The sequence below is a fragment of the Streptomyces sp. NPDC101194 genome, assembly GCF_044767885.1.
GTDB lineage: Bacteria > Actinomycetota > Actinomycetes > Streptomycetales > Streptomycetaceae > Streptomyces.
Genome location: NZ_JBIWOS010000001.1, coordinates 654,352 through 679,316 on the forward strand (window position 1 = coordinate 654,352; position 24,965 = coordinate 679,316).

The window sequence follows — 24,965 nt, forward strand, 5'->3', positions numbered from 1 at the left end:
CACACGGTGTACGAACGCCCCGCACCCCACCGGCGCGGGGCGTTCGCACACCAGGTGGGAGAAATGCGGATCTTGACACCATCTGATGGTCCATCAGTCGGTGCGTTTCGCTTCCATTGACTTCTTTTCGGCCGGAGTCGTCAATGGGCCCCCTGTCGGCGCAGAAGAGCCGCTGCGCCGCATCCGGCAGGAGGGGGCTCCATGCGTCCGACCGTTCGAAGCATCAGCATGCGAAGATCCGGCGCGCGAAGACGTTCCGGGCGCGGCCGTCGCTGGGGCGCCGCGCTGGGCGTGGGTGCGCTCGTCGTGGCCGGGGGCGGGGGACTCGCGGGCCCCGCGCAGGCCATGGTGACGGCCTCCGTGCCGGTGGACTTCCCCACCCACTGCATCCCGCCGGCCATCGCGGGCATCCCCCCGATCGACGGGCCGACCAAGGCCGAGATCACCGTCGACAACGCCGCACCCATGGTGGGTGACACCGTCACGGTCACGTACACCGTCGTCGAGCCCGCCGCGGGCAACCCGGTCGATCTGGCCCTGCCCGCCGACATCATGACGCCGACCGGCAAGGTCACCGTCGGCGGCGCGCAGTCCGCGAGCATCACCGTCGCGGGCCCGAAGAAGAACGCCCCGGTACCCGGCAAGGGCGACTTCCCGTCGTTCTCGATGACCGGCACGTTCACGGTCACGGCGCCCGGACAGATCACGCTGTCGCCCGGTGACTACAACATCCACACCAGCTACATCATGGAGCTGGACACCCCCTGCACGGTGACGGATCCGCCCGCCCCCGTCTCCGAGACGATCCTCGCGACGGACGGCGGCGGCCAGGTCAACGAGCGTGCCATCCGGCTCGGGGCGGCGTCCGGCAAGGCGGGCGACGCGGTCACCGTGACCGGGTCGAAGTTCACCGCGGGCGCGGACGTCACGCTGGCGGGCCGGGCCGGGGACAACCAGACCGCCGACACGGCCACCGTCAAGGCGGACGGCTCCGGCGGCTTCAGCGGCCGGCTCACCGTCAACGATCCGGCGACCACCGGCATCGTGGCCTACGAGGGCGGCGGCTGGGACGCGGCCAAGGGCGCGGGCCCGCAGGCCTACACCGTCACCGGGGGCGGCGGCGGGATCCCGGACGGCAGCCAGCGGCTCGACTCGACCGTGAAGGCGGGCACGCTGTCCATGGTCCAGGCCGGGGACACGGTCGAGATGTCGGCGGTCGACTTCGGCCGGGGCGGTGCCTCCCGGGGCTCCCTGCAGACGGTGACGGTCGAGGACTACCGCGGCGGTCCCGCCGGCTGGTCCCTGACCGGAAAGGTCACCGACTTCAAGGGCCCCGGCGGCGCCACGATCGGGGCGTCCGAACTCGGCTGGACCCCGGTCTGCGCGACGAAGGCCGGAAGTCCCAGCACCTGTGCGGCCGGTTCCCAGGGGCCGGTCGGCAGCGCGGGCGCCACGCTGGCGTCCACGCCGAACGGGACCTTCACCGGCGGCGAGTTCACCGTCGACGCCCGGCTCGCGCTGAACGTACCGGCGTACACCGCCCCCGGCGCGTACTCCGGCGTGCTCACCCTCACGCTCACGTGACCGAGCAGCCCCGACCGATCCGGTGGACCGGGCGCGCACCCGCCCGGACCACCGACGACACGACCACCCGGGGGTCCCGCACCGTGCGCAAGCTGTCCGTACTCCTCCTGGCCGGCGCCCTGCTGCTGTTCGGCGCCCCCGCGGCCCACGCCGCGGACAACGGCAGCTGGTCGGTCTACCCGGCCATCGCCCGGGCCGGTCAGCGCCCGTACTTCTACCTCTCCGCCGACCCCGGCACCACGCTCGACGACCGGGTCACCGTCACCAACAAGACGGACCGGCCGCAGACCTTCCGGCTGTACGCGGCCGACGCCTACAACACCCCGCGCGACGGGGGCTTCGCCGTCCGTGCGCAGAACGAGAGACAGCGCTCGGTCGGCGCCTGGGCCAGGACCGGCCGCGACCGGGTCACGGTTCGGCCGCACGGCTCGGTCACCGTGCCGGTCACCATCACCGTTCCCGAGGACGCCGAGCCGGGCGACCACCCCGGCGCCCTCGTCGCCCTCGACGAACGTGTCGACCCCGCCGACGCGGGAGCGGTCGCCGTCGGCATCCGCAAGGCGGTCGGTGCCCGGATCTATCTGCGGGTGAACGGACCGACCATGCCCGCGCTCTCCGTCGACGACGTGAAGGTCGAGCACACCCAGCCGCTGGTCCCGGGCACCGGGAAGAGCCGGGCCGTGATCTCGTACACGCTCCACAACCGGGGCAACGTGACCCTCAACCCCAAGGTCGCCCTCAGGGCCGAGGGCCTCTTCGGCCGCACCCTGCTCGCCCGCGACCTGAAGAAGATCCCCTCCGAGCTGCTGCCCCGCCAGCAGGTCCGGCTGACCGAGCAGTGGGCGGACGCGCCCCAGCTGGAATGGGGCGAGATCGAGGTGACCGCGAGCGCCCGCGACACCCGCGAGTCCGCCGCCGTCGGGTACTTCGCCCTGCCCTGGCTGATGGCCGGGGTCCTGCTGGTGATCGTCGGCGCAGGCGTGGGGCTGTGGATCCGGGCCCGTCGCAGCCGTACCGGCACGGCCTGAGACGACGCGCGACAGGCCCCGGCGCGCCCCTTGGTACGGCGGGGCCGCCGGGATCGGGGACAATGGGCGCCATGAGCGTTCGACCTGACACAGAAGCCGCTGCACAGCAGGCTGCGAACAACGCCCCGCACCGGGCCGGTTTCGCCTGCTTCGTGGGCCGCCCCAACGCGGGCAAGTCCACCCTCACGAACGCTCTGGTCGGCCAGAAGGTGGCGATCACCTCCAACCGGCCCCAGACCACCCGGCACACCGTGCGCGGCATCGTGCACCGCGAGGACGCGCAGCTGATCCTGGTCGACACCCCGGGCCTCCACAAGCCGCGCACCCTGCTCGGCGAGCGTCTCAACGACGTCGTGCGCACCACGTGGGCCGAGGTCGACGTCATCGGCTTCTGCCTGCCGGCCGACCAGAAACTGGGCCCCGGCGACAAGTACATCGTCAAGGAACTCGCGGGCATCAAGAAGACCCCGAAGATCGCCGTCATCACCAAGACCGACCTGGTCGACTCCAAGCAGCTCGCCGAACAGCTGCTCGCCGTCTCCCGCCTCGGCGAGGAGCTCGGCTTCGAGTGGGCCGAGATCATCCCCGTCTCCGCGGTGAAGGCGGAGCAGGAGGCGGGACGCAGTTCCTCGAACAAGGGCGGTGGCGGGAGAGGGGCCGGCCAGGTGGACCTGCTGGCCGACCTGATCGCCCCGCTGCTGCCCGAGGGCCCGCCGCTCTACCCGGAGGGCGACCTCACCGACGAGCCCGAGATGGTCATGGTCGCGGAGCTGATCCGCGAGGCCGCGCTCGAAGGAGTGCGGGACGAGCTGCCGCACTCCATCGCGGTCGTCGTCGAGGAGATGCTGCCGCGCGAGGACCGGCCGGCTGACAAGCCGCTGCTCGACATCCATGCCAACGTCTACATCGAGCGCCCCAGCCAGAAGGGCATCATCATCGGCCCGAAGGGCAAGCGGCTGAAGGACGTCGGCACGAAGTCGCGCAAGCACATCGAGGCACTGCTCGGCACGCCGGTCTTCCTGGACCTGCACGTGAAGGTGGCCAAGGACTGGCAGCGCGACCCGAAGCAGCTGCGCAAGCTCGGGTTCTGACCCGGGTCGGGGACACGCCGGGTCTCCGGCAGCGGCTCGGGCGCATGCGCGGCTCTTGCCGCGGCCGGGGCGCGCGCCCCTCTCACGCGCCCTCCTTCAGGACGCGTGAGATCAGTGCGCGCTGGGCGTCGGTCAGCCGGGGGTCCGCGCAGTGGACGGTCCGGTCACCGACCGTGATCCGGTACCGGAAGCCGTCCGGGACGCCGCCGGGCGGGGTGTCGTGGCCCGAGACGAGCGCCGAGCGGGCCAGTGCCTCCCACTCCGCGGCGTCGGCCCGACCGGCGGTGTCGACCTCGCCATGGCGCGCGATGCCGGCGAAGCCGCCGGTCCTGCTGACCTGAATCCGCATGCGGTCTCCTCCATCACCGGACGGGCCGGAACATGCCCTACGCGGTCGGTACGCCCACCTCCGACCATGCCTTCAGGACGGCCTCCGTCTCGTCGCCCTCTCCGAAGCGGCTGCGGGCCGCGGCCACGGTCAGCCGGGCGAAGGACGCGAAGTCCGCGTCCACGGCCAGTCGACCACCTGTGAGCACATCGAACCAGAGCTGGCCGGCGCGTTCCCACGCGTTGCCGCCGAGCGCCGTCGCCAGGAGACAGAACGCCCGGTTCGGGATGCCGGAATTGAGGTGCACTCCGCCGTTGTCCTCGCCGGTGTGGATGTAGTCCTCCATGGACGCGGGCTGCGGGTCCTTGCCGAGCACGTCGTCGTCGTACGCCGTTCCCGGTGCCTTCATCGAACGCAACGCCTCGCCCCGGACACCGGGGGCCAGCAGTCCGGCGCCGATCAGCCAGTCGGCCCGGTCGGCGCTCTGGCCCAGCGAGTACTGCTTGACCAGGGAGCCGAAGACGTCGGACATCGATTCGTTGAGCGCGCCGGACTGGCCGTAGTAGCTCAGATTGGCGGTGTACTGGGTCAGGCCGTGCGTCAGCTCGTGGGCGATCACGTCGATGGCGACGGTGAAGTCCAGGAAGATCTTCCCGTCCCCGTCGCCGAAGACCATCTGCTCGCCGTCGAAGAAGGCGTTGTTGTACTTCTCGTCGTAGTGCACGGAACCGATCAGCGGGAGCCCGTTGCCGTCGATCGAACGGCGGCCGTACGCCTTGAGCAGCAGTTCGAAGGTGGCGCCGAGTCCCGCGTACGCGCGGTTGACGCTCGCGTCCTTCGTCGGCTCCTGGCCCTCGGAGCGGACCTTGGTGCCGGGCAGCAGGGTGCGGTGACGGCAGTCGTACAGCGTCCGGTCGGGCTTGTCGGACGCCTCCTGGCCGGACGCGGGGGTGGCGGGCACGGTGACGACCGTGGCCATCTGGCGGCGGGTGCGGCGGGCGGCGTCGCTCTCCAGGGTGCGGCGGGCGGGGCCCGCGAGGTCGGGGTCGTCGGACTGCGACAGCTTGTCGAGGACATGGGGCGGCACGATGGTGCAGAAGACGGGGCGGAACCCGTGCTGAGACTGAGGCTGCATACAGCCGACTGTGGCACCGGGTGACGGACATGTCACTGGTTGCGACCAGGATTGACGAAATGGAGTGATCGATCACTCCTGGGCGTTTCCGGCGCCCGGTCCCGCATACTGATACGGGACGGACGCATCAGGCGTCTCTCGGTTAGTCTCGTCGCATCATGCGTTTCGGGCTGCTTCTTCTTAGCTGCCGCGGCGAGGGCCTGTAGTCGTAGGCCGACCCCCTCCCCGCGGAGTCTGGTGCTGCAGCGACACAGTCGGCCGTCCCATTGGTTGGACCCCGAGGAGCCGTACGCCATGACCGCCGCACATCCCGCTCAGACGCCCGCCGGGAACGCCGTCGGACGTCCCACGCCGATCACCAACGCCACTCAGCTGCAGAAGCCGTCCGGCATGCCGATCCACAAGTACGGCCGGTACGAGGCCGTCGAGATCCCCGACCGCACCTGGCCGGACAACCGGATCACCGTCGCGCCCCGCTGGCTCTCCACCGATCTGCGCGACGGCAACCAGGCCCTGATCGACCCGATGTCGCCGGCCCGCAAGCGCGAGATGTTCGATCTGCTCGTACGCATGGGCTACAAGGAGATCGAGGTCGGGTTCCCGTCCTCCGGCGAGACCGACTTCGCGTTCGTCCGCTCCATCATCGAAGAGGGTGCGATCCCCGAGGACGTGACGATCTCCGTCCTGACGCAGGCCCGCGAGGACCTGATCGAGCGGACCGTGGAGTCCCTCGTCGGCGCCCACCGCGCGACCGTGCACCTGTACAACGCGACGGCGCCCACCTTCCGCCGGGTCGTCTTCCGCGGCTCGAAGGACGACATCAAGCAGATCGCGGTGGACGGCACCCGGCTGGTCATGGAGTACGCGGAGAAGCTGCTGGGCCCGGAGACGATCTTCGGCTACCAGTACAGCCCCGAGATCTTCACCGACACCGAACTGGACTTCGCCCTGGAGGTCTGCGAGGCGGTCTGTGACGTCTGGCAGCCGGAGGAGGGCCGCGAGATCATCCTCAACCTGCCCGCCACCGTGGAGCGTTCGACCCCCTCCACGCACGCGGACCGGTTCGAGTGGATGTCGCGCAACCTGTCGCGCCGCGAGTTCGTCTGCCTGTCCGTCCACCCGCACAACGACCGCGGCACCGCCGTCGCCGCCGCCGAACTGGCCATCATGGCCGGTGCGGACCGGATCGAGGGCTGCCTGTTCGGCCAGGGCGAGCGCACCGGCAACGTCGACCTGGTCACCCTGGGCATGAACCTGTTCTCGCAGGGCGTCGACCCGCAGATCGACTTCTCGCAGATCGACGAGATCCGCCGCACCAGCGAGTACTGCAACCAGATGGAGGTCCACCCGCGCCACCCCTACGCGGGCGACCTGGTCTACACCGCCTTCTCCGGCTCCCACCAGGACGCCATCAAGAAGGGCTTCGACGCCATGGAGGCCGACGCGGCCGCCCGGGGCACGACGGTCGACGACATCGAGTGGGCGGTGCCGTACCTGCCGATCGACCCGAAGGACGTCGGCCGCAGCTACGAGGCCGTCATCCGGGTCAACTCGCAGTCCGGCAAGGGCGGAATCGCCTATGTCCTGAAGAACGACCACAAGCTGGACCTGCCGCGCCGGATGCAGATCGAGTTCTCCCGGATCATTCAGGCCAAGACGGACGCCGAGGGCGGCGAGGTCACGCCGGCGCAGATCTGGTCCACGTTCCAGGACGAGTACCTGCCGAACCCGGACGACGCCGCGGCTCAGTGGGGGCGCGTACAGATCCGCTCCGGCCAGACAACGACCGGCTCCGACGGCCGGGACACCATCACCGTCGAGGCGACCGTGGACGGCGCGGACACCGTGCTGACCGGTACCGGAAACGGCCCGATCTCCGCGTTCTTCGAAGCGCTGCAGGCCATCGGCATCGATGCCCGTCTGCTGGACTACACCGAGCACACCATGAGCGAGGGCGCCAGCTCCCAGGCCGCCTCGTACATCGAGTGCGCGATCGACGGCAGGGTCCTGTGGGGCATCGGCATCGACGCCAACACCACGCGTGCCTCGCTGAAGGCGGTCGTCTCCGCCGTCAACCGCGCCACCCGCTGACCCGGTGCCCGAAAGGGCATGAAGCCGCACGGCCGAGGACCCCGTCCACCCGCACCCGGGGGGCGGGGTTCGGCCATCTCCGGCGGTTGTGACGACCGAGGTACTGACGCCACATCGTGACTGTGGTTAACATCACGTCGACACGGCAATGTTGCCGGAGCGGCACCTCCCGTGCCCTTGGGGTCACGGGGGAGTTACGGAGGTGTGCGACGTGCGGTCAGCCCTGGGACAACGCGCCATGAAGCTGCGTATCTGCGGCATCCGCACCATCTGGGACACCGTCGGTGACGGGGAGTTCTTCTGCCCCGGCTGCGGCGGCGACCGCAACTACCGCCGGCTCACCGGCCGTCGCCGTTTCGCGGTGCTCGGCGTGCCGATGGTGCGGCGCGGCACCACGGGACCGGTCGTCGAATGCGCCGCCTGCCGGGACCGGTTCGACACCGACGTGCTGGACCACCCCACCACCACCCGGTTCTCCGCGATGCTGCGGGACGCCGTGCACACGGTCGCGCTCGGCGTCCTCGCGGCCGGCGGCACCGCCTCCCGCACGGCCCTGGAGGCCGCGGCCACCCTCGTGCGCGACGCCGGATTCGACGACTGCACGGAGGAACAGCTCTCCACCGTCGTCGAGGTCCTCGCCGCCGACATCGGCCACGGCGCCGCCTTCGACCCGGCGGCCGAGGCGTGCGGCGCGGCCCTCGCCATCGAACTGCACGAGGCACTGGAACCCCTCGCCCCGCACCTGGCCCCCGCCGGACGCGAATCGATCCTGCTGCAGGGAGCCAGGATCGCGCTCGCCGACGGCCCGTACGGGCAGGCTGAGCGCGAGGTGCTGACCACGGTCGGCGGAGCGCTGCAGCTCTGCGCCGAGGACACCGCCCGACTGCTCGCGGCGGCCGCGCGCACCCCCTCCTGAACGGCCCCGTCCGGATCGGGCGCGTACTCCCGCGGGAGTAATCGGACCCGCGGGCCCACTGCGGCAGTAGCCGCGAACTCGGCCCCGGGTACGACGTATCGGCCGCTTTCCGCCGGAAGTCTGGACAGGAATCCAGACACCCGGCGGAAGGGGGCCCGTCATGAGGGCCGCATCGGAATCGAGCGGTACGCGTTCACGGCCGCGCAACGGGCGGCGCGTGCTGCCCTGGGCGGTCCTCGCCCTGTGGGTCGCCGCGATCGCGCTCGTCGGCCCGCTGGCGGGCCGGCTCGTCGTCGCCGTCGTCGCCGTGTGGGGCGCCTCGCTCGGCATCGGCGGACCCCCCGTACCCCGCCCGCGGGAGCGCCCGGCGGCCCGGACCGCCTGTCCGAACGGGAGCGCCAGGTGCTCCGCCTGGTCGGGCGGGGGGTTGAACAACGCGGAGATCGCACAGACCCTCGGCCTCAGCCCGCTCACCGCGAAGACCCATGTCAGTCGGATCATGGGCAAGGTCGGCGCCCGCGACCGGGCCCAGCTGGTGATCGTCGCGTACGGATCGGGCCTGGTCGTACCTGCCGCGGGCGGGCCGGACGGGGAGTAGGCGGCCCCTGCCCGGGGGCGGGCCCGATGAGCCGTCCCCGTACCGGACAATGGACGCATGAGCTTGTTCCGGGACGACGGCGTGGTGCTGCGCACGCAGAAGCTGGGCGAGGCCGACCGGATCATCACGATCCTGACCCGCGGCCACGGCCGGGTGCGGGCCGTCGCCCGCGGCGTGCGGCGCACGAAGTCCAAGTTCGGGGCACGGCTGGAACCCTTCTCCCACGTGGACGTGCAGTTCTTCGCCCGGGGCAGCGAGCTGGTCGGCCGCGGCCTGCCGCTCTGCACCCAGAGCGAGACGATCGCCCCGTACGGCGGCGGCATCGTCACCGACTACGCCCGCTACACCGCGGGCACCGCGATGCTGGAGACCGCCGAGCGGTTCACCGACCACGAGGGCGAGCCCGCGGTCCAGCAGTACCTGCTGCTCGTCGGGGGACTGCGCACCCTCGCCCGCGGCGAACACGAGCCGCATCTCATCCTCGACGCCTTCCTGCTGCGGTCGCTCGCCGTCAACGGCTACGCACCCAGCTTCGAGGACTGCGCGAAGTGCGGAATGCCCGGACCGAACCGGTTCTTCTCCGTCGCGGCGGGCGGCGTCATATGCGGGGACTGCCGGGTACCCGGCAGCGTCGTACCCTCGGCTGAGGCCGTCACCCTGTTGAGCGCGCTGCTCACCGGCGACTGGGAGACTGCGGACGCGTGCGAGGCGCGTCATGCCAGGGAGGGGAGCGGACTGGTGTCCGCCTATCTGCACTGGCATCTGGAGCGCGGACTGCGCTCACTGAGGTACGTAGAGAAGTGACACAGGCAGATCAGGCAGAGGGAGCGAGACAGTTCATGGCAGTACGCGGGATGCTCGGCGGCCGTAACCGGCGCGACTACAAGACCCCGGAGCCGCACCCCTCCGGAGCCACGCCCCCGAAGATCCCCGGCGAGCTGGTGCCCAAGCACATCGCCGTCGTGATGGACGGCAACGGCCGCTGGGCCAAGGAACGCGGCCTCCCGCGCACCGAGGGCCACAAGGTCGGCGAGGGTGTCGTCATGGACGTCCTCAAGGGCTGCATCGAGATGGGCGTCAAGAACCTCTCGCTGTACGCGTTCTCCACCGAGAACTGGAAGCGGTCCCCGGAGGAAGTGAAGTTCCTGATGAACTTCAACCGGGACGTCATCCGCCGCCGCCGTGACGAGATGGACGAACTGGGCATCCGCATCCGCTGGGTGGGGCGCATGCCCAAGCTGTGGAAGTCCGTCGTCCAGGAGCTCCAGGTCGCCCAGGAGCAGACGAAGGACAACGACAGGATGACGTTGTACTTCTGCGTCAACTACGGTGGCCGGGCCGAGATCGCCGACGCCGCGCAGCGCCTCGCGCAGGACGTCGCGGCCGGGAAGCTGGACCCGTCGAAGGTCAATGAGAAGACGTTCGCGAAGTACATCTACTACCCGGACATGCCGGACGTCGACCTCTTCGTCCGCCCCAGCGGTGAGCAGCGCACGTCCAACTACCTGATCTGGCAGAGCGCCTACGCCGAAATGGTCTTCCAGGACGTGCTCTGGCCGGACTTCGACCGCCGCGACCTGTGGCGGGCCTGCCTGGAGTACGCCCAGCGGGACCGGCGGTTCGGCGGCGCGGTGGAAGCGGCTCAGGAGCCGAAGGGCTGAGGAAGGGGGGTCCGGGGGCACGCCCCCGGACCGTCAGCCCTTCGCGCTCGCGCACTCCGCGCACGTTCCGAAGATCTCCACCGTGTGCGCCACGTTCACATACCCGTGCTGTGCGGCGATCGTCTCCGCCCACTGCTCCACCGCGGGCCCCTCGACCTCCACGGCCTTGCCGCACATCCGGCACACCAGGTGGTGGTGGTGATCCCCGGTCGAGCAGCGCCGGTACACGGACTCGCCGTCCGTCGTGCGCAGCACATCGACCTCGCCCGCGTCGGCGAGGGACTGAAGGGTGCGGTAGACGGTGGTCAGCCCGACCGAGTCGCCGCGGTGCTTGAGCACGTCGTGCAGCTCCTGGGCGCTGCGGAACTCGTCCACCTCGTCGAGCGCCGCCGCCACCGCCGCCCGCTGCCGGGTCGACCGGCCGCGTACCGGGGCCGCGTTCGTTCCACTGATCGGCGCCGTCGCCACAGCAGCCTCCTCGTGTCGCCCGTACCTGTGTCGGGCCATTGTGCCAGCCCGTCCGGGCGTCACGGTCAAACCCGGAGTTCGTCCGTGGCCGAACGGGAGGCCGGTACCTCAAGAGTGCACTCCCCGAACGCCGCTTCGCTCTGCCGGGCGCGCCTTCTGGCCAGCGGGGTCGCGAGCAGCGTCAGGCCGACGAAGGCCACGATGGCCAGCAGCACGATCGTCGCGCCGGGCGGGACGTCCTGGTAGTACGAGGTCACGGTGCCCGCCAGGGTCACCGCCGTACCGATGACGACCGACAGCACGAACGTCACCTTGAAGGACCTGGAGATCTGCTGCGCCGCCGCGACCGGGACCACCATCAGCGCGCTGACCAGCAGCAGCCCGACGACCCGCATCGCCACGGTGACGGTCACCGCCGCCGTCACGGCGACCAGCAGGTTCAGTGCGCGCACCGGCAGGCCGGTGACCCGGGCGAACTCCTCGTCCTGGCTGACGGCGAAGAGCTGCCTGCGCAGCCCCAGCGTCACCAGCAGCACGAAGGCGGCCAGCAGGCAGATCGCGGTGACGTCCTCGGTGGAGACCGTGGACAAAGAGCCGAAGAGGTACGAGGTGAGGTTGGCGTTGGAGCCGGTGTCGGAGAGATTGATCAGCAGGACACCGCCCGCCATGCCGCCGTAGAACAGCATGGCCAGCGCGATGTCGCCGCGGGTGCGCCCGTACCAGCGGATCAGCTCCATCGCGACGGCGCCGAGGACGGCGACCGCCGTGGCCATCCACACCGGGCTGGTGGAGAGCAGGAAACCGAGGCCGACGCCGGTCATCGCGATATGACCGATGCCGTCCCCCATCAGGGCCTGGCGGCGCTGGACGAGGTAGACGCCGACGGCGGGGGCGATGACGCCGACCAGTACGGCGGCGAGCAGGGCCCGCTGCATGAAGGGAGGGTCGAGGAATTCCATGATCAGCTCAGCAGTCCGGTCCGGACGGGCTCGGAGGCCGCGTGGGGGTGTACATGGTCGTGTCCGGGCAGGGCGTGCTGGCCCAGCGCCTTCGGGGGCGGCCCGTCGTGCATCACACAGCCGTCGCGCAGCACGATCGCGCGGTCGATGAGCGGCTCCAGCGGGCCGAGCTCGTGCAGGACGAGCAGCACCGTGGTGCCGGCCGCGACCTGCTCCCGGAGCGTCGACGCGAGGATCTCCTGGCTGGCCAGGTCGACGCCGGCCATCGGCTCGTCCATGATCAGCAGCTCCGGTTCGGCGGCCAGCGCCCGCGCGATCAGCACCCTCTGGTGCTGCCCGCCGGAGAGCGCGTCCACCGAGTCCTTGGCCCGGTCGGCGAGGCCGACGAGCTCGATGGCCCGGTCGACGGCGGCCCGGTCGGCCTTGCGCAGCAGCCCCAGCTTCGTACGGGACAGCCGCCCGGAGGAGACGACCTCACGGATGGTGGCGGGGACGCCGCCGGCCGCCGTGGTGCGCTGGGGGACGTAACCGACACGCGCCCAGGTGCGGAAGCGGCGCAGCGGGGTGCCGAACAGCTCGACGGAACCACCGGAGAGCGGCACCTGGCCGATGACGGAGCGTACGGCGGTCGACTTGCCCGAGCCGTTGGCGCCGAGCAGGGCGACGACCTCGCCGCGGTGGACGGTCAGGTCGATGCCGCGCAGCACCACACGCGCGCCGAGTGCGGCCGTGGCGCCCCGCAGGGCTATGACGGGCTCGGTCGTGCTCCCGGACTCGGGCATGAGCGCCTCCGATGCTGCTGTGGCTGGTGTTGCGTGGATCACTTCGCGCCGAGCGCCTTCTGCAGGGCGGCGAGGTTGGACTGCATGACCTCGATGTAGTCAGCGCCCTTGGACTTGTCCGTGATTCCCTCCAGCGGGTCCAGGACGTCGGTCCTCAGCCCGGTGTCCTTGGCGAGGGTCTTCGCGGTCTTGTCGCTGGCGAGCGTCTCGAAGAATACGGTGCTGACCTTGTTCTTCTCCGCGATGGTGTGGATCTCGTCGATCCGGGCGGGGCTCGGCTCGGCCTCGGGGTCGATGCCGGCGATGCCCTCCTGGGTCAGACCGTAGCGTTCGGCCAGGTATCCGAAGGCGGAGTGGGTGGTGATGAAGGTCTTGGTCGCGGTGTTCCTCAGACCGTTCGCGTACGCGGTGTTCAGGCCGTCGAGCCTGGTGACCAGCGCGTCCGTGTTCTTGCGGTAGTCCGCGGCGTGGTCCGGGTCGGTCTTCTCCAGCGACTTCCCGACGCCCTTGGCGACCTCGGCGTACTTCACGGGGTCGAGCCAGATGTGGGGGTCGGCTCCGGCCTCGTCGCCATGGTGCTCATGACCGTGTTCGTCGGCTCCGGTCTCGGTGCCGTGGTCCTCCAGCGTGGTGAGCTCGGAGGCGTCGACGACGTCCTTCGCGCCGGACTGCTTGATGGCGTCGTCGACGGCGGGCTGGATGCCCTTGAGGTAGAGGACGTAGTCGGCGTCACCGAGTCCGCCGATCTGCCGCGGGGTGAGCTCCAGATCGTGCGGCTCGACGCCCGGCTTGGTCAGCGTGGTGACGGAGACGTGCTTCCCGCCGATCTGCTCGGCCAGGAACTGCATCGGATAGAACGAGGCCACCACGTTCAGCTTGTCGCCGTTCTTGTGATCGGCGGCATTCGAGCCGGAGCAGGCGGTGAGCGCCGTGAGGCCGAGGACGGCTGCTCCGGCGACGGCGGCGGTGGGTATGAGGCGGCTTACGTTCATGACAGTCATTTTCAACAAAATTGGAAACGATTGTCAACAAGCCTGATGAGGTGACCGCTCGACCGTCCGCGCCGGTACCGATTTGATCGAAGGGGCGTGCCCGCCGGTAATCTGAAGCATTCGCCCGCCCGTCTTCCCGACCACCACCCCCCCCCACGAGGCGCTTCGCGCCACCCTTGTCCAGTTCCGTCGTCGTAATGAAGAGAGCACCGTGGCCGCCGACAAGATCGACTCCATCGTCAGCCTGAGCAAGCGCCGTGGCTTCGTCTATCCCTGCAGTGAGATCTACGGTGGTCAGCGCGCCGCCTGGGACTACGGGCCGCTGGGCGTGGAGATGAAGGAGAACCTCAAGCGCCAGTGGTGGCGCTACATGGTCACCTCGCGCGAGGACGTGGTCGGTCTCGACTCGTCGGTCATCCTGGCCCCCGAGGTGTGGGTGGCCTCCGGCCACGTCGCCACGTTCACCGACCCGCTGACCGAGTGCACCTCCTGCCACAAGCGCTTCCGCGCCGACCACCTGGAGGAGGCGTACGAGGAGAAGCACGGCCACGCGCCCGCGAACGGCCTGGCCGAGCTCAACTGCCCCAACTGCGGCAACAAGGGCACCTTCACCGAGCCCAAGCAGTTCTCGGGCCTGCTCTCCACCCACCTCGGCCCGACCCAGGACTCCGGCTCGGTCGCCTATCTGCGTCCCGAGACCGCCCAAGGCATCTTCACCAACTTCGGCCAGGTGCAGCAGACCTCGCGCAAGAAGCCGCCGTTCGGCATCGCCCAGATGGGCAAGTCCTTCCGCAACGAGATCACTCCGGGCAACTTCATCTTCCGCACCCGCGAGTTCGAGCAGATGGAGATGGAGTTCTTCGTCAAGCCGGGCGAGGACGAGGAGTGGCAGCAGTACTGGATGGACCAGCGCTGGAACTGGTACACGGACCTGGGCATGCGCGAGGAGAACATGCGCTGGTACGAGCACCCGAAGGAGAAGCTCTCCCACTACTCCAAGCGCACGGCGGACATCGAGTACCGCTTCCGCTTCGGCGGCAGTGAGTGGGGCGAGCTGGAGGGTGTCGCCAACCGCACGGACTACGACCTCAAGGCGCACTCCAAGGCCTCGGGCACGGATCTGTCCTTCTTCGACCAGGAGGCCGGCGAGCGCTGGACCCCCTACGTCATCGAGCCGGCGGCCGGTGTCGGCCGCGCGATGCTCGCCTTCCTCCTCGACGCGTACATCGAGGACGAGGCGCCCAACGCCAAGGGCGTCATGGAGAAGCGCACCGTGATGCGTCTCGACCCGCGCCTCGCGCCGGTCAAGGTCGCCGTCCTGCCGCTGTCCCGCAACCCGCAGCTGTCGCCGAAGGCCAAGGGCCTCGCCACCGACCTGCGGAAGAACTGGAACATCGAGTTCGACGACGCGGGTGCCATCGGCCGCCGCTACCGTCGTCAGGACGAGATCGGTACGCCGTTCTGCGTCACCGTCGACTTCGACACGCTCGACGACAACGCGGTCACCGTGCGCGAGCGCGACACCATGAAGCAGGAGCGCGTCTCCCTGGACCAGATCCAGGCCTACCTCGGCGCCCGGCTGCTGGGCTGCTGACGCACCACGGTTCGACGACGAAGCCCCCGGTTCCCCGTACGGAACCGGGGGCTTCGTTGCACACTGTCCACGCCGAGCGTCGCGTCCGCGCGCCCACGCGTCCACAGGAGGCTCCGATGCCGTCCATGACCACGAGCAAGGTCAGCAGATGGGATCAGCACGGCCGTGAACACGTCGTCCACGTGACGAAGTCGGGGATGCAGCGGCAGTTGAGCTGCGACACCTGCGGCTGGCGCAAGGCGGTGCAGTTCCTGCCCTGGCTCAAGGCCGGGGAACATCTCGCCGAGGCCCATCGGGCGACGGTCGACCCGACCGCCTGAGCGGACCGTCCGCACCCGGCGCCGTCACGCGCGAGGTCGTCTCCGTGGAGCCGTCGGGCGCACGGGCCGGGCCGCAGGGGGCCGGCGCGCCGGTGAACTCGGCGGTGACGGCGGGACCCTGCCCGGGCGCGCGGAAAATCGGGTGCCCGGCCCGGTCCGGCCGGGGTACGGTTCCGGCATGTATTCGTTCTTCCAGATCTACGAGTGAGCGCGCGGCGGGTTGAACCACCCGCCGCCCATCGGATCGATTCCAGGTCGCTTCAGACCTCACTTCCGACCAAGAATGGGAGAACACCATGGCCAAGAGCCGTAACAACCTCCTCGGTGTGGGCGGACAGCGCAAGAAGCTGTCCCGCGCCGATCAGCAGGGCGTGGGCCCTGCCCGCGATGCCGACCGCAGGACCGCCGCCGGCCAGAAGCAGGAGCTGCTGCGCAAGATGCGTGAGCGCGCGCAGTCGGGAGCGGCCTCCGCGCAGACCGGGCCGTCGTCGGACGACTCCGCGCCGTCGAGCGGGTCCGGGCAGGACGCCTCGGCACAGAGCTGACACCTCATCGACATCCGTACGACCGGGGGCCCGGATCACCAGAAGTGATCCGGGCCCCCGCCCGTGTCCGTGCGCCGGCGCCCCCGTGCTCACGCCACTCTGCGCGGCAGCCGCAGGCTCAGCAGCGTCGTCAGGACCACCGCGGCCAGTTGCACCAGCAGCGTCGTGGCCAGCGCGTCCCGCATCCCGGAGCCCGGGGCCAGGGAGAGGAACAGCGTGCCGAGCGTGGCCACGCCCAGGGCCAGGGCGGCCTGCTGAGTGGTCGTCATCACCCCGCCGCCCACACCGGCTCGCGCGGCCGGTACGTCGGAGAGCACGATGCGGAACAGGACGGGCAGTTGCAGCCCCTGTCCGAGCCCCGCGATCGCGACGCCCGGCATCAGCCCCAGCACGCCGAGGCCCGACCATCGCTGCCACACGGTGAACACGAGCACCAGGACGCCCACCGCCTGGATCACCCCGCCCGCCGTCACGACCCGGCTGCCGTACCGCAGGATCAGTCGTGGGCCCGCCAGGGACGCCACGAAGAAGGCCACCGCCATCGGGGCCATCGACAGACCCGAGGCCGCCGGGCCGAGCTTCAGCCCCTGCTGCAGCGCCACCGCGATCACGAACATGAAGCCGCCGAAACCGATCGAGAAGGGCACCACCAGCGCCAGCCCGCGCCGCAACGACTCCAGCCGCAGCAGGCTCGGCGGCACCAGCGGGGTCTGCCCGAGCCGGTCGGCCAGCCGCTCGACCCGGTAGAAGGCGTACGCGGCGAACGGGAACAGGGCCAGCGAGACCCAGGTCCACACCGGCCAGCCCGCGGCGCGCCCCTCCGTCAGCGGAGCCAGCAGCGTCAGCAGCGACACGGTCAGCAGCAGTGTCCCCGGTACGTCGATCGGCGCGGGCTTGTCGGAACGGGTCTCCGGCACGGCGCGGGCGGCCAGCACCAGCCCCACCGCCGCCACCGGAACGTTCACCAGGAACACCGAGCGCCAGCCCGCGCTCTCGCCGAACACCGACGACAGCGGGGCGGCGGCGACGAGCACACCGCCGAGGATCTGGCCCGCGACCATGGAGAGCCCGGCCGTCGCCCCGTACAGGCTCAACGCCCTCGCCCGCCGGTGCCCGGACGTGGCCGCCTGAATGGTGGCGAGCACCTGCGGCAGCATCAGCGCCGCCGCCGCGCCCTGCGCCACCCGTGCCCCGACGAGTGTCCAGGCGTCCGGGGCGAGCCCGCAGGCGAGCGAGGTGATGCCGAAGGCTGCGATCCCCAGCAGGAAGAGCCGGCGCCGTCCGGCCGTGTCGCCGAGCCGTCCGCCGAGCACGAGCAGCACGGCATAGGCGAGCCCGTAGCCCGCGACGACCAGTTCGAGCAGCGCGGGGCCCGCGTTCAGATCGTGGTCGATCGTCGGCAGGGCGACATTCACGATGAAGAAGTCGATCAGCGGCAGTGCTGCGCCGAGCAGCACGGTGAACAGCCCGAGTGCGCCGAGCACCGGAGCGGGGTGGTCGTGCCGCACCACTCGGACGGTGGTGGCGGATACTTCCGTCCGTACAGTTGATTCACTCACGCCATCGAGAATCGCCACCATCCCAGCCTGGTACCAGAGTGTCTTTATCCTGGTACCAGCAGCACCTGGCAGAGCGCCGGGCCGTTCGGCACGCTGGAGGTATGACGACCATGGCGAGCGAGTCGCCCGACGTACTGATGTCCGGGGCGCCGGCTCCCCGGAGGCCCGAGCCCTCCGAGCCCGACGTCCGGCGGCACGAACTCGCGGACTTCCTGCGCAGCCGCCGTGAGCGGATCACCCCTGAGCAGGTCGGTCTGCCCCGCGGTCCGCGGCGGCGGACCCCCGGCCTGCGGCGTGAGGAGGTCGCCCAGCTCTCCGCGGTCGGTGTCACCTGGTACACCTGGCTGGAGCAGGCCCGCGACATCCAGGTCTCGCCCCAGGTCCTCGACGCGCTCGCCCGCGCCCTGCTGCTCGACCGCACCGAGCGCGGCCATCTCTTCTCGCTCGCCGGCGCCGTCGACCCGTCGCCCGGCGCGGACTGCCCGAGCATCACCCCGGCGCTGCGCGAGATGCTGAGGCAGCTGGACCCCATTCCGGCCTGCATCCAGAACAGCCGCTACGACATCCTCGCGTACAACCGGACCTACGGGCGGCTGCTCTGCGACCTGGACGCCGTCGACCCCGACGACCGCAACTGCATGATCCTCTCCTACACCAACCCGCAGTGGCGCGCCGCCGTCGTCGATCTCCCGGAGATGAACCGGGTCATGGCCGCCAAGTTCCGCAGGTCGATGGCCGGACATCTGGCCGAGCCCGCGTGGAAGGCGCTCCTCGGCCGGCTCGAGGCGGTCTCACCGGAGTTCCGCGAGCTCTGGGCGCGGCACGAAGTGGTGGGCCCCGGCGGCCGGACCAAAATCTTCCGCAACGCCCATGTCGGACTGCTCCGCCTCGACCACACCGACCTGTGGCTCGGCCCCTCGTCCGGGCCCCGCATGGTGACGTACACCCCCGCCGACGACGAGACCGCGCAGCGGCTGCGGCGGCTTCAGGCCCTGGAGCCCGCCGAGGTCTGATCCCCGACCGGGGCATCCGCCGGCGTCTCCAGCCGCTCCGCCGTGCGACGTGCCGTCTCCCGCGCCCAGCGCCCACTGGTCAGTGCCCCCACCAGCAGGACGCACACCCCGCAGCCCGTGAGGACCCACCAGGCGGGCTTGCTCGCGTCCACGAAGGCCGCCGCGTACGCGGCGCCCCGCGGGGACCCGGTGCCGGCCACGCCGGCCGCCAGCACCGCACCGATCACGGCGACCCCGAGCGTTCCGCCGACCTGTCGGCTGGTCGAGGCGACCGCCGCCGCCACACCGGCCTGCGAGCGGGGCATCCCGGAGACGGCCGTATTGGTGATCGGGGCGTTCACCATGCCGAAGCCGAGGCCGAACAGCACATAGCCGGTGAACAGCAGGACGTCGTCCGTCTCCGCGTCGAACGCGGCGAACAGCAGCCCGCACGCCGTCATGGTCACTCCCGCGACGAGCAGTGGCAGCCGCGGCCCCCGGCTGCCGACCAGCCGCCCGGACAGGGGTGCGCAGACAAAGGTCAGGGCCGCCATCGGGAGCATGTACAGACCGGCGTGCAGCGCGCTCAGACCGCGCACGTTCTGCAGATACAGCGTGTTGAGGAAGAGGAACCCGCTCAGCGCGGCGAACGCGCAGACCGCTATGGCGGTGGCCCCGCTGAACGGGGCGCTGTGGAAGAACCGCAGATCGATGAGGGGCTCGGCGCGCCGGGGCTCGTACAGCAGGAGTCCGACGACCGCGCAGGCGGCGAGCGCGGCGAACGTCAGGATGCGCGGCGAGGCCCAGCCAGCCGAGGGCGCCTCGATGATCGCGTACGTCAGCGAACCGAGCAGCGCGATCACCAGCAGCTGTCCCACGGGGTCGGGACGGCGCGGCTTCGGGGCGCGCGACTCGGGGACGTACCGCCAGGTGAGCAGCAGCGCGACGAGACCGACCGGCAGATTGATCCAGAAGATCGACCGCCAGCCGACCGAGTCCACCAGCAGGCCGCCGATCACCGGACCCGCCGCCATGGAGATGCCGACGACACCACCCCACACCCCGATGGCACGGGCCCGCTCGCGCGGGTCGGTGAAGGTGTTGGTGATGATCGACATCGCGACGGGATTCAGCATCGAGCCGCCCACCGCCTGCACCATCCGGAACGCCACCAGCGACTCGAGGTTCGGCGCCAGGGAGCAGAGGACCGAGCCGAGGGTGAAGAGGACGAGCCCGATCTTGAAGATCTTCCGGCGCCCGATCCGGTCGGCGGTGGAGCCCGCGAGCATCAGCAGCGACGCGAGGACGAGGGTGTAGGCGTCGATCGTCCACTGCATGCCCGCCACGGTGGCGTGCAGTTCCTTCTGCATGGACGGCAGGGCGACATTGAGGACGGTGTTGTCGAGGCTGACGATCAGCAGGCTCATACAGCAGATCGCCAGTACCAGCTGCCGTCGGCGGGGGCTCAGCTCGGGCATACACGGATAGTACGGTTAACTAACGAACTCTGCCGACGGGCCGCTCCGTGCCGTACGCGACAATGGAGCAATGACCACGCTCGCCCCCTCGCCCCCGTTGCTCCGGATCGGCCCGCACACGGTGCAGCCGCCGGTGGTGCTCGCGCCCATGGCCGGCATCACCAACGCCCCGTTCCGCACCCTGTGCCGGGAGTTCTCCGGCGGCAAGGGGCTGTTCGTCAGCGAGATGATCACCACGCGCGCGCTGGTCGAGCGCAACGAGAAGACCATGCAGCTCATCCACTTCGACGCGAGCGAGACCCCGCGATCGATCCAGCTGTACGGCGTGGACCCGGTCACGGTCGGCAAGGCCGTCCGCATGATCGTCGACGAGGATCTCGCCGACCACATCGACCTGAACTTCGGCTGCCCGGTCCCCAAGGTGACGCGCAAGGGCGGCGGCTCGGCGCTCCCGTACAAGCGGCCCCTGCTGCGCGCCATCCTCAACCAGGCGGTCTCCAACGCCGGCGGGCTGCCGGTCACCATCAAGATGCGCAAGGGCATCGACGACGACCACACCACCTACCTCGACGCGGGCCGGATCGCCGTGGAGGAAGGCGTCACGGCCGTCGCCCTGCACGGCAGGACGGCCGCGCAGCACTACGGCGGCACCGCCGACTGGGACGCCATCGCGCGGCTCAAGGAGCACGTCCCGGAGATCCCCGTCCTCGGCAACGGCGACATCTGGAGCGCGGACGACGCCCGTCGGATGATGCGCGAGACGGGTTGCGACGGAGTGGTCGTGGGGCGCGGCTGCCTGGGCCGCCCCTGGCTCTTCGGCGACCTGGTGAGCGCGTTCGAGGGTACGCAGACGCGGCGGGCGCCGGCGCTCCGCGAGGTCGCCGACGTCATGCTGCGGCACGCGACGCTGCTGGGGGAGTGGATCGGCGACGAGACCCGCGGCGTGATCGACTTCCGCAAGCACGTCGCCTGGTACCTCAAGGGTTTCTCGGTCGGCTCCGAGATGCGCAAGAAGCTGGCGGTCACCTCGTCGCTGGACGAGCTGGGCGGGCAGCTGCGGGAGCTGGACCTGGACCAGCCGTGGCCGGACGGAGCGGACGGGCCGCGCGGGCGCACCTCGGGCAACAACCGGGTCGTGCTGCCGGACGGCTGGCTGAAGGACCCGTACGACTGCGCGGGAGTGAGCGCGGACGCGGAGCTGGACACCTCGGGCGGCTGAGGAGACGCCGCTGGGGCCCGACGGGGGCCCGGAAGAGCCCCAGGGCCCTTCCGGGCCCTTCGGGTTCTCCGGGCCTCTCGGGCCTCTCGGGCCCCTTGAGGAGACTCGTGGCGTCAGAGGCACCGCGTGCCTCTTCATCTACGTCGCTCATCTGAGCGCAATATTCGGCCGGATTCGGCGATATCGAGCCAAGTGGCGGCCGAAGTGGATTCCCGTCGCGTGCTGTGCGCCGAATTCACTCACGCTGAGCTGCCTCTCGATGATCACTCGGTGACCGCCGAGCGCCGCACAGGCGTCCGGATGGTGACATCTGAGCGCCGATCGTAGAGTGATTCTCGCCACCCTGAGAGTCGAGTTGCTCAGATGAGCGCGAATTTGGGAGCTGCATTTCTCAAATGGTGGCACTCGGTGCCAAGTGACTCCACTTTGATCGATCGATGCCATCTTTGCGCTGTGTGGTCAATGTGGGGATTTTTCATTGCGCTGAGTGCTCATTCATTCAAGAAATGAATGCAGTCCCTCGATCGAGGGACAGGTCCCGTCACTTTCGATCTGCTGGCGGACGGGTGGTTGAGGCCTCATGACGCGCAAGTGGACGTACCAGGGCACCTTCGATCTGGGTATGTTCCTCGCCGTCAGGGCAGCCACCGCGTCCTCGAGGAGTCGAGACCCGTGTCGGAAAACAAAGATTCCCACGTATCCACCCCGGATTCCCGGGAGCCGCAGGGCCAGAAGTTCGTCTATGACTTCACCGAGGGCAACAAGGACCTGAAGGACCTGCTCGGCGGGAAGGGTGCCAACCTCGCCGAGATGACCAATCTCGGGCTCCCCGTCCCCCCGGGCTTCACCATCACCACCGAGGCGTGCAAGGTCTACCTCGACAGCGGTGAGGAGCCGACGGAGCTTCGGGCCGAGGTCAGCGCGCATCTCGAAGCCCTTGAGGCCCGGATGGGCAAGAAGCTCGGCCAGGCGGACGATCCGCTGCTGGTCTCGGTCCGCTCCGGCGCCAAGTTCTCGATGCCCGGCATGATGGACACGGTCCTCAACATCGGCCTCTCCGACGCGTCCGTGGTCGGCCTCACCGCCCAGGCCGGTGACGAGCGGTTCGCCTGGGACTCCTACCGCCGTCTCATCCAGATGTTCGGCAAGACCGTGCTCGGCGTCGACGGCGACCTCTTCGAGGAGGCGCTGGAGGCGGCGAAGGAGGTCAAGGGCGTCACGGTCGACGTGGACCTCGACGCGGCCGACCTGAAGAAGCTGGTCAAGCAGTTCAAGAAGATCGTCTCGCGGGACGCCGGACGGGACTTCCCGCAGGACCCGCGCGAGCAGATGGACCTGGCCATAAAGGCCGTCTTCGACTCGTGGAACACCGACCGGGCCAAGCTCTACCGCCGCCAGGAGCGCATCCCGGGCGACCTCGGAACGGCCGTCAACGTCTGCTCGATGGTCTTCGGAAACCTCGGCCCGGACTCCGGTACGGGTGTCGCGTTCACCCGTGACCCGGCCAGCGGCCACCAGGGCGTCTACGGCGACTACCTGCAGAACGCGCAGGGCGAGGACGTCGTCGCCGGTATCCGCAACACCGTGCCGCTCGCCGAGCTGGAGTCGATCGACAAGAAGTCGTACGACCAGCTGATGCAGATCATGGAGACCCTCGAAACGCACTACAAGGACCTGTGCGACATCGAGTTCACGATCGAGCGCGGCCGGCTCTGGATGCTCCAGACCCGGGTCGGCAAGCGCACCGCCGGTGCCGCCTTCCGGATCGCCACCCAGCTTGTCGACCAGGGGCTGATCGACGAGGCCGAGGCGCTCCAGCGGGTCAACGGGGCGCAACTGGCGCAGCTGATGTTCCCGCGCTTCGACGACGAAGCGAACACGGAGCTGCTCGGTCGCGGTATCGCCGCCTCGCCGGGTGCCGCGGTCGGCAAGGCCGTCTTCGACTCGTACACCGCGGTGAAGTGGTCCCGCTCCGGCGAGAAGGTCATTCTCATCCGCCGCGAGACCAACCCCGACGACCTCGACGGCATGATCGCGGCCGAGGGCATCCTGACCTCGCGCGGCGGCAAGACCTCGCATGCCGCCGTCGTCGCCCGCGGCATGGGCAAGACCTGTGTCTGCGGCGCCGAGGACCTCGAAGTCGACACCAAGCGCCGCCGGATGACGGTGGGCGGCCGGGTCGTCGAGGAGGGTGACGTCGTCTCCATCGACGGCTCCACCGGCAAGGTGTACCTCGGTGAGGTCCCCGTCGTGCCGTCCCCGGTCGTCGAGTACTTCGAGGGCCGGATGCACGCGGGCGCCGACGACGCCGACGAGCTGGTCGCCGCCGTGCACCGGATCATGGCGTACGCGGACCGGGTGCGCCGGCTGCGGGTGCGGGCCAACGCCGACAACGCCGAGGACGCGCTGCGGGCCCGCCGCTTCGGCGCCCAGGGCATCGGCCTGTGCCGTACCGAGCACATGTTCCTCGGCGAGCGCCGCGAGATGGTCGAGAAGCTGATCCTCGCGGACACCGACGCCGAGCGCGAGGCGGCGCTGGAGGAGCTGCTGCCGCTCCAGAAGGCCGACTTCATCGAGCTGTTCGAGGCGATGGACGGACTGCCCGTCACCGTACGGCTGCTCGACCCGCCGCTGCACGAGTTCCTTCCCGACATCACCGAGCTCTCGGTACGTGTCGCGCTCGCCGAGTCCCGCAAGGACGCCAACGAGAACGACCTGCGACTGCTCCAGGCCGTGCACAAGCTGCACGAGCAGAACCCGATGCTCGGTCTGCGCGGAGTCCGTCTCGGTCTCGTCATCCCCGGCCTGTTCGCCATGCAGGTCCGGGCGATCGCCGAGGCCGCGGCCGAGCGCAAGAACGCCAAGGGCGACCCGCGCGCCGAGATCATGATTCCGCTCGTCGGCACGGTCCAGGAGCTGGAGATCGTCCGCGAGGAGGCCGACCAGGTCATCGCCCAGGTCGAGGCCGCCACCGGCACCCGGCTGAAGCTGACCATCGGCACCATGATCGAGCTGCCGCGTGCCGCGCTGACCGCCGGTCAGATCGCCGAGGCCGCACAGTTCTTCTCGTTCGGCACGAACGACCTGACGCAGACGGTGTGGGGCTTCTCCCGTGACGACGTGGAGGCCTCGTTCTTCACGGCGTACCTGGAGAAGGGCATCTTCGGGGTGTCGCCGTTCGAGACGATCGACAAGGACGGCGTCGGCTCGCTGGTCCGCAGCGCCGTCGCGGCCGGCCGGGCCACCCGTCCCGACCTGAAGCTCGGCGTCTGCGGCGAGCACGGCGGCGACCCGGAGTCGGTGCACTTCTTCCACGAGGTGGGCCTGGACTACGTGTCCTGCTCCCCGTTCCGCATCCCCGTCGCCCGCCTGGAGGCGGGCCGGGCGGCGGCGGACTCGACGGGCAGCGACAGTCGCTGATCCGGCGCCCCGACCCCGGGGCCGCCGAAGGCTCACTCGTACCCTCACCGAGCCCACGGCGGCCCCGGAACCACCGAAGGCGGGGGGCCCCCCCCCCGGGGGGGGCCCCCCGGGGGTGGTTTTGGGGGAGGGGGTGTTGGGGGGTGTGTGTTTTTTTTGCGCTCCCCCGCACGTGAATAACGCCACTTGGGGGAAAATGCAAACA

General features: G+C 70.1%; 21 protein-coding genes and 1 pseudogene. 14 read left to right on the top strand and 8 right to left on the bottom strand.

The window, feature by feature from the left end; all coding sequences use genetic code 11:
* Positions 1-201 precede the first annotated feature (201 nt).
* The 3 genes from ACIRP2_RS02840 to ACIRP2_RS02850 all read left to right on the top strand — a co-directional run bounded on the left by ACIRP2_RS02840 (position 202) and on the right by ACIRP2_RS02850 (position 3,703).
* On the top strand, positions 202-1,584 hold the full coding sequence (locus ACIRP2_RS02840; RefSeq protein WP_404245860.1) for a beta-xylosidase: 1,383 nt from the start codon (positions 202-204) through the stop codon (positions 1,582-1,584).
* 83 nt (positions 1,585-1,667) lie between these two features.
* A complete protein-coding gene (locus tag ACIRP2_RS02845; RefSeq protein ID WP_404247139.1) occupies positions 1,668-2,612 on the top strand; it encodes a WxL protein peptidoglycan domain-containing protein in 945 nt (314 codons plus the stop codon).
* 62 nt (positions 2,613-2,674) lie between these two features.
* Entirely contained in the window at positions 2,675-3,703 is a 1,029-nt protein-coding gene (locus tag ACIRP2_RS02850; RefSeq protein WP_404245862.1) for a GTPase Era, read from the top strand.
* A gap of 82 nt (positions 3,704-3,785) precedes the next feature.
* Here ACIRP2_RS02850 and ACIRP2_RS02855 read toward each other — a convergent pair whose 3' ends face one another.
* Both ACIRP2_RS02855 and ACIRP2_RS02860 read right to left on the bottom strand, forming a co-directional pair.
* Entirely contained in the window at positions 3,786-4,052 is a 267-nt protein-coding gene (locus tag ACIRP2_RS02855) for a protealysin inhibitor emfourin (protein ID WP_404245864.1), read from the bottom strand.
* Between the two features lie 37 nt (positions 4,053-4,089).
* Positions 4,090-5,166 carry a M4 family metallopeptidase gene (locus ACIRP2_RS02860; RefSeq protein WP_404245866.1) on the bottom strand — a complete coding sequence of 359 codons (1,077 nt, stop codon included), beginning with the start codon at positions 5,164-5,166 and terminating at the stop codon, positions 4,090-4,092.
* 294 nt (positions 5,167-5,460) lie between these two features.
* On the opposite strand from ACIRP2_RS02860, the gene leuA reads away from it, so the two are divergent.
* The 5 genes and pseudogenes from leuA (at position 5,461) to ACIRP2_RS02885 (ending at position 10,432) form a co-directional block, all read left to right on the top strand.
* A complete protein-coding gene (gene leuA, locus ACIRP2_RS02865) occupies positions 5,461-7,257 on the top strand; it encodes a 2-isopropylmalate synthase (protein ID WP_404245868.1) in 1,797 nt (598 codons plus the stop codon).
* A 238-nt stretch (positions 7,258-7,495) separates the two neighbouring features.
* Positions 7,496-8,173, top strand: a complete 678-nt coding sequence (locus ACIRP2_RS02870) for a TerB family tellurite resistance protein (RefSeq protein ID WP_404247141.1) — start codon at positions 7,496-7,498, stop codon at positions 8,171-8,173.
* A gap of 363 nt (positions 8,174-8,536) precedes the next feature.
* A pseudogene (locus ACIRP2_RS02875) lies at positions 8,537-8,771 on the top strand (response regulator transcription factor); the annotation flags it as partial.
* 57 nt (positions 8,772-8,828) lie between these two features.
* The gene (gene recO, locus ACIRP2_RS02880) at positions 8,829-9,575 is read left to right on the top strand and encodes a DNA repair protein RecO (protein ID WP_376210805.1); all 747 of its coding nucleotides are present in this window, start codon (positions 8,829-8,831) and stop codon (positions 9,573-9,575) included.
* 35 nt (positions 9,576-9,610) lie between these two features.
* On the top strand, positions 9,611-10,432 hold the full coding sequence (locus ACIRP2_RS02885; protein WP_404245871.1) for an isoprenyl transferase: 822 nt from the start codon (positions 9,611-9,613) through the stop codon (positions 10,430-10,432).
* A gap of 33 nt (positions 10,433-10,465) precedes the next feature.
* On the opposite strand, the gene ACIRP2_RS02890 is transcribed toward ACIRP2_RS02885, so the two are convergent.
* The 4 genes from ACIRP2_RS02890 to ACIRP2_RS02905 all read right to left on the bottom strand — a co-directional run bounded on the left by ACIRP2_RS02890 (position 10,466) and on the right by ACIRP2_RS02905 (position 13,633).
* Complete coding sequence (locus ACIRP2_RS02890) at positions 10,466-10,900, bottom strand: Fur family transcriptional regulator (RefSeq protein WP_266361624.1); 435 nt, start codon at positions 10,898-10,900, stop codon at positions 10,466-10,468.
* Between the two features lie 65 nt (positions 10,901-10,965).
* Complete coding sequence (locus ACIRP2_RS02895) at positions 10,966-11,859, bottom strand: metal ABC transporter permease (RefSeq protein ID WP_404245873.1); 894 nt, start codon at positions 11,857-11,859, stop codon at positions 10,966-10,968.
* A 2-nt stretch (positions 11,860-11,861) separates the two neighbouring features.
* The gene (locus tag ACIRP2_RS02900) at positions 11,862-12,641 is read right to left on the bottom strand and encodes a metal ABC transporter ATP-binding protein (protein WP_404245875.1); all 780 of its coding nucleotides are present in this window, start codon (positions 12,639-12,641) and stop codon (positions 11,862-11,864) included.
* 38 nt (positions 12,642-12,679) lie between these two features.
* Positions 12,680-13,633: a metal ABC transporter substrate-binding protein gene (locus tag ACIRP2_RS02905; RefSeq protein WP_404245877.1), complete on the bottom strand. Its 954-nt coding sequence runs from the start codon at positions 13,631-13,633 to the stop codon at positions 12,680-12,682.
* A 211-nt stretch (positions 13,634-13,844) separates the two neighbouring features.
* Here ACIRP2_RS02905 and ACIRP2_RS02910 point away from each other — a divergent pair, with 211 nt between their 5' ends.
* From ACIRP2_RS02910 to ACIRP2_RS02920, 3 genes are all read left to right on the top strand, one after another.
* Complete coding sequence (locus ACIRP2_RS02910; RefSeq protein ID WP_351079148.1) at positions 13,845-15,227, top strand: glycine--tRNA ligase; 1,383 nt, start codon at positions 13,845-13,847, stop codon at positions 15,225-15,227.
* A 116-nt stretch (positions 15,228-15,343) separates the two neighbouring features.
* Positions 15,344-15,547: a hypothetical protein gene (locus ACIRP2_RS02915; RefSeq protein WP_404245879.1), complete on the top strand. Its 204-nt coding sequence runs from the start codon at positions 15,344-15,346 to the stop codon at positions 15,545-15,547.
* A 296-nt stretch (positions 15,548-15,843) separates the two neighbouring features.
* Positions 15,844-16,092, top strand: a complete 249-nt coding sequence (locus tag ACIRP2_RS02920; RefSeq protein ID WP_404245881.1) for a DUF6243 family protein — start codon at positions 15,844-15,846, stop codon at positions 16,090-16,092.
* 89 nt (positions 16,093-16,181) lie between these two features.
* Here ACIRP2_RS02920 and ACIRP2_RS02925 read toward each other — a convergent pair whose 3' ends face one another.
* Positions 16,182-17,651 (bottom strand): MFS transporter, encoded by a 1,470-nt coding sequence (locus tag ACIRP2_RS02925; protein WP_404245883.1) that lies wholly within the window; start codon positions 17,649-17,651, stop codon positions 16,182-16,184.
* 101 nt (positions 17,652-17,752) lie between these two features.
* Here ACIRP2_RS02925 and ACIRP2_RS02930 point away from each other — a divergent pair, with 101 nt between their 5' ends.
* A complete protein-coding gene (locus ACIRP2_RS02930) occupies positions 17,753-18,664 on the top strand; it encodes a helix-turn-helix transcriptional regulator (protein ID WP_404245885.1) in 912 nt (303 codons plus the stop codon).
* Here ACIRP2_RS02930 and ACIRP2_RS02935 read toward each other — a convergent pair.
* On the bottom strand, positions 18,637-20,121 hold the full coding sequence (locus tag ACIRP2_RS02935) for an MFS transporter (RefSeq protein ID WP_404245887.1): 1,485 nt from the start codon (positions 20,119-20,121) through the stop codon (positions 18,637-18,639). The two genes, ACIRP2_RS02930 and ACIRP2_RS02935, sit on opposite strands and share 28 nt — an antisense overlap.
* 70 nt (positions 20,122-20,191) lie before the next feature.
* Between ACIRP2_RS02935 and dusB the strand changes: the two genes are divergently transcribed.
* Both dusB and ppdK read left to right on the top strand, forming a co-directional pair.
* Positions 20,192-21,340, top strand: coding sequence for a tRNA dihydrouridine synthase DusB (gene dusB / locus ACIRP2_RS02940; RefSeq protein ID WP_404245889.1), 1,149 nt, complete (start codon positions 20,192-20,194; stop codon positions 21,338-21,340).
* Positions 21,341-22,012: 672 nt separating this feature from the next.
* Positions 22,013-24,760: a pyruvate, phosphate dikinase gene (gene ppdK, locus ACIRP2_RS02945; protein ID WP_404245891.1), complete on the top strand. Its 2,748-nt coding sequence runs from the start codon at positions 22,013-22,015 to the stop codon at positions 24,758-24,760.
* Positions 24,761-24,965 lie beyond the last annotated feature (205 nt).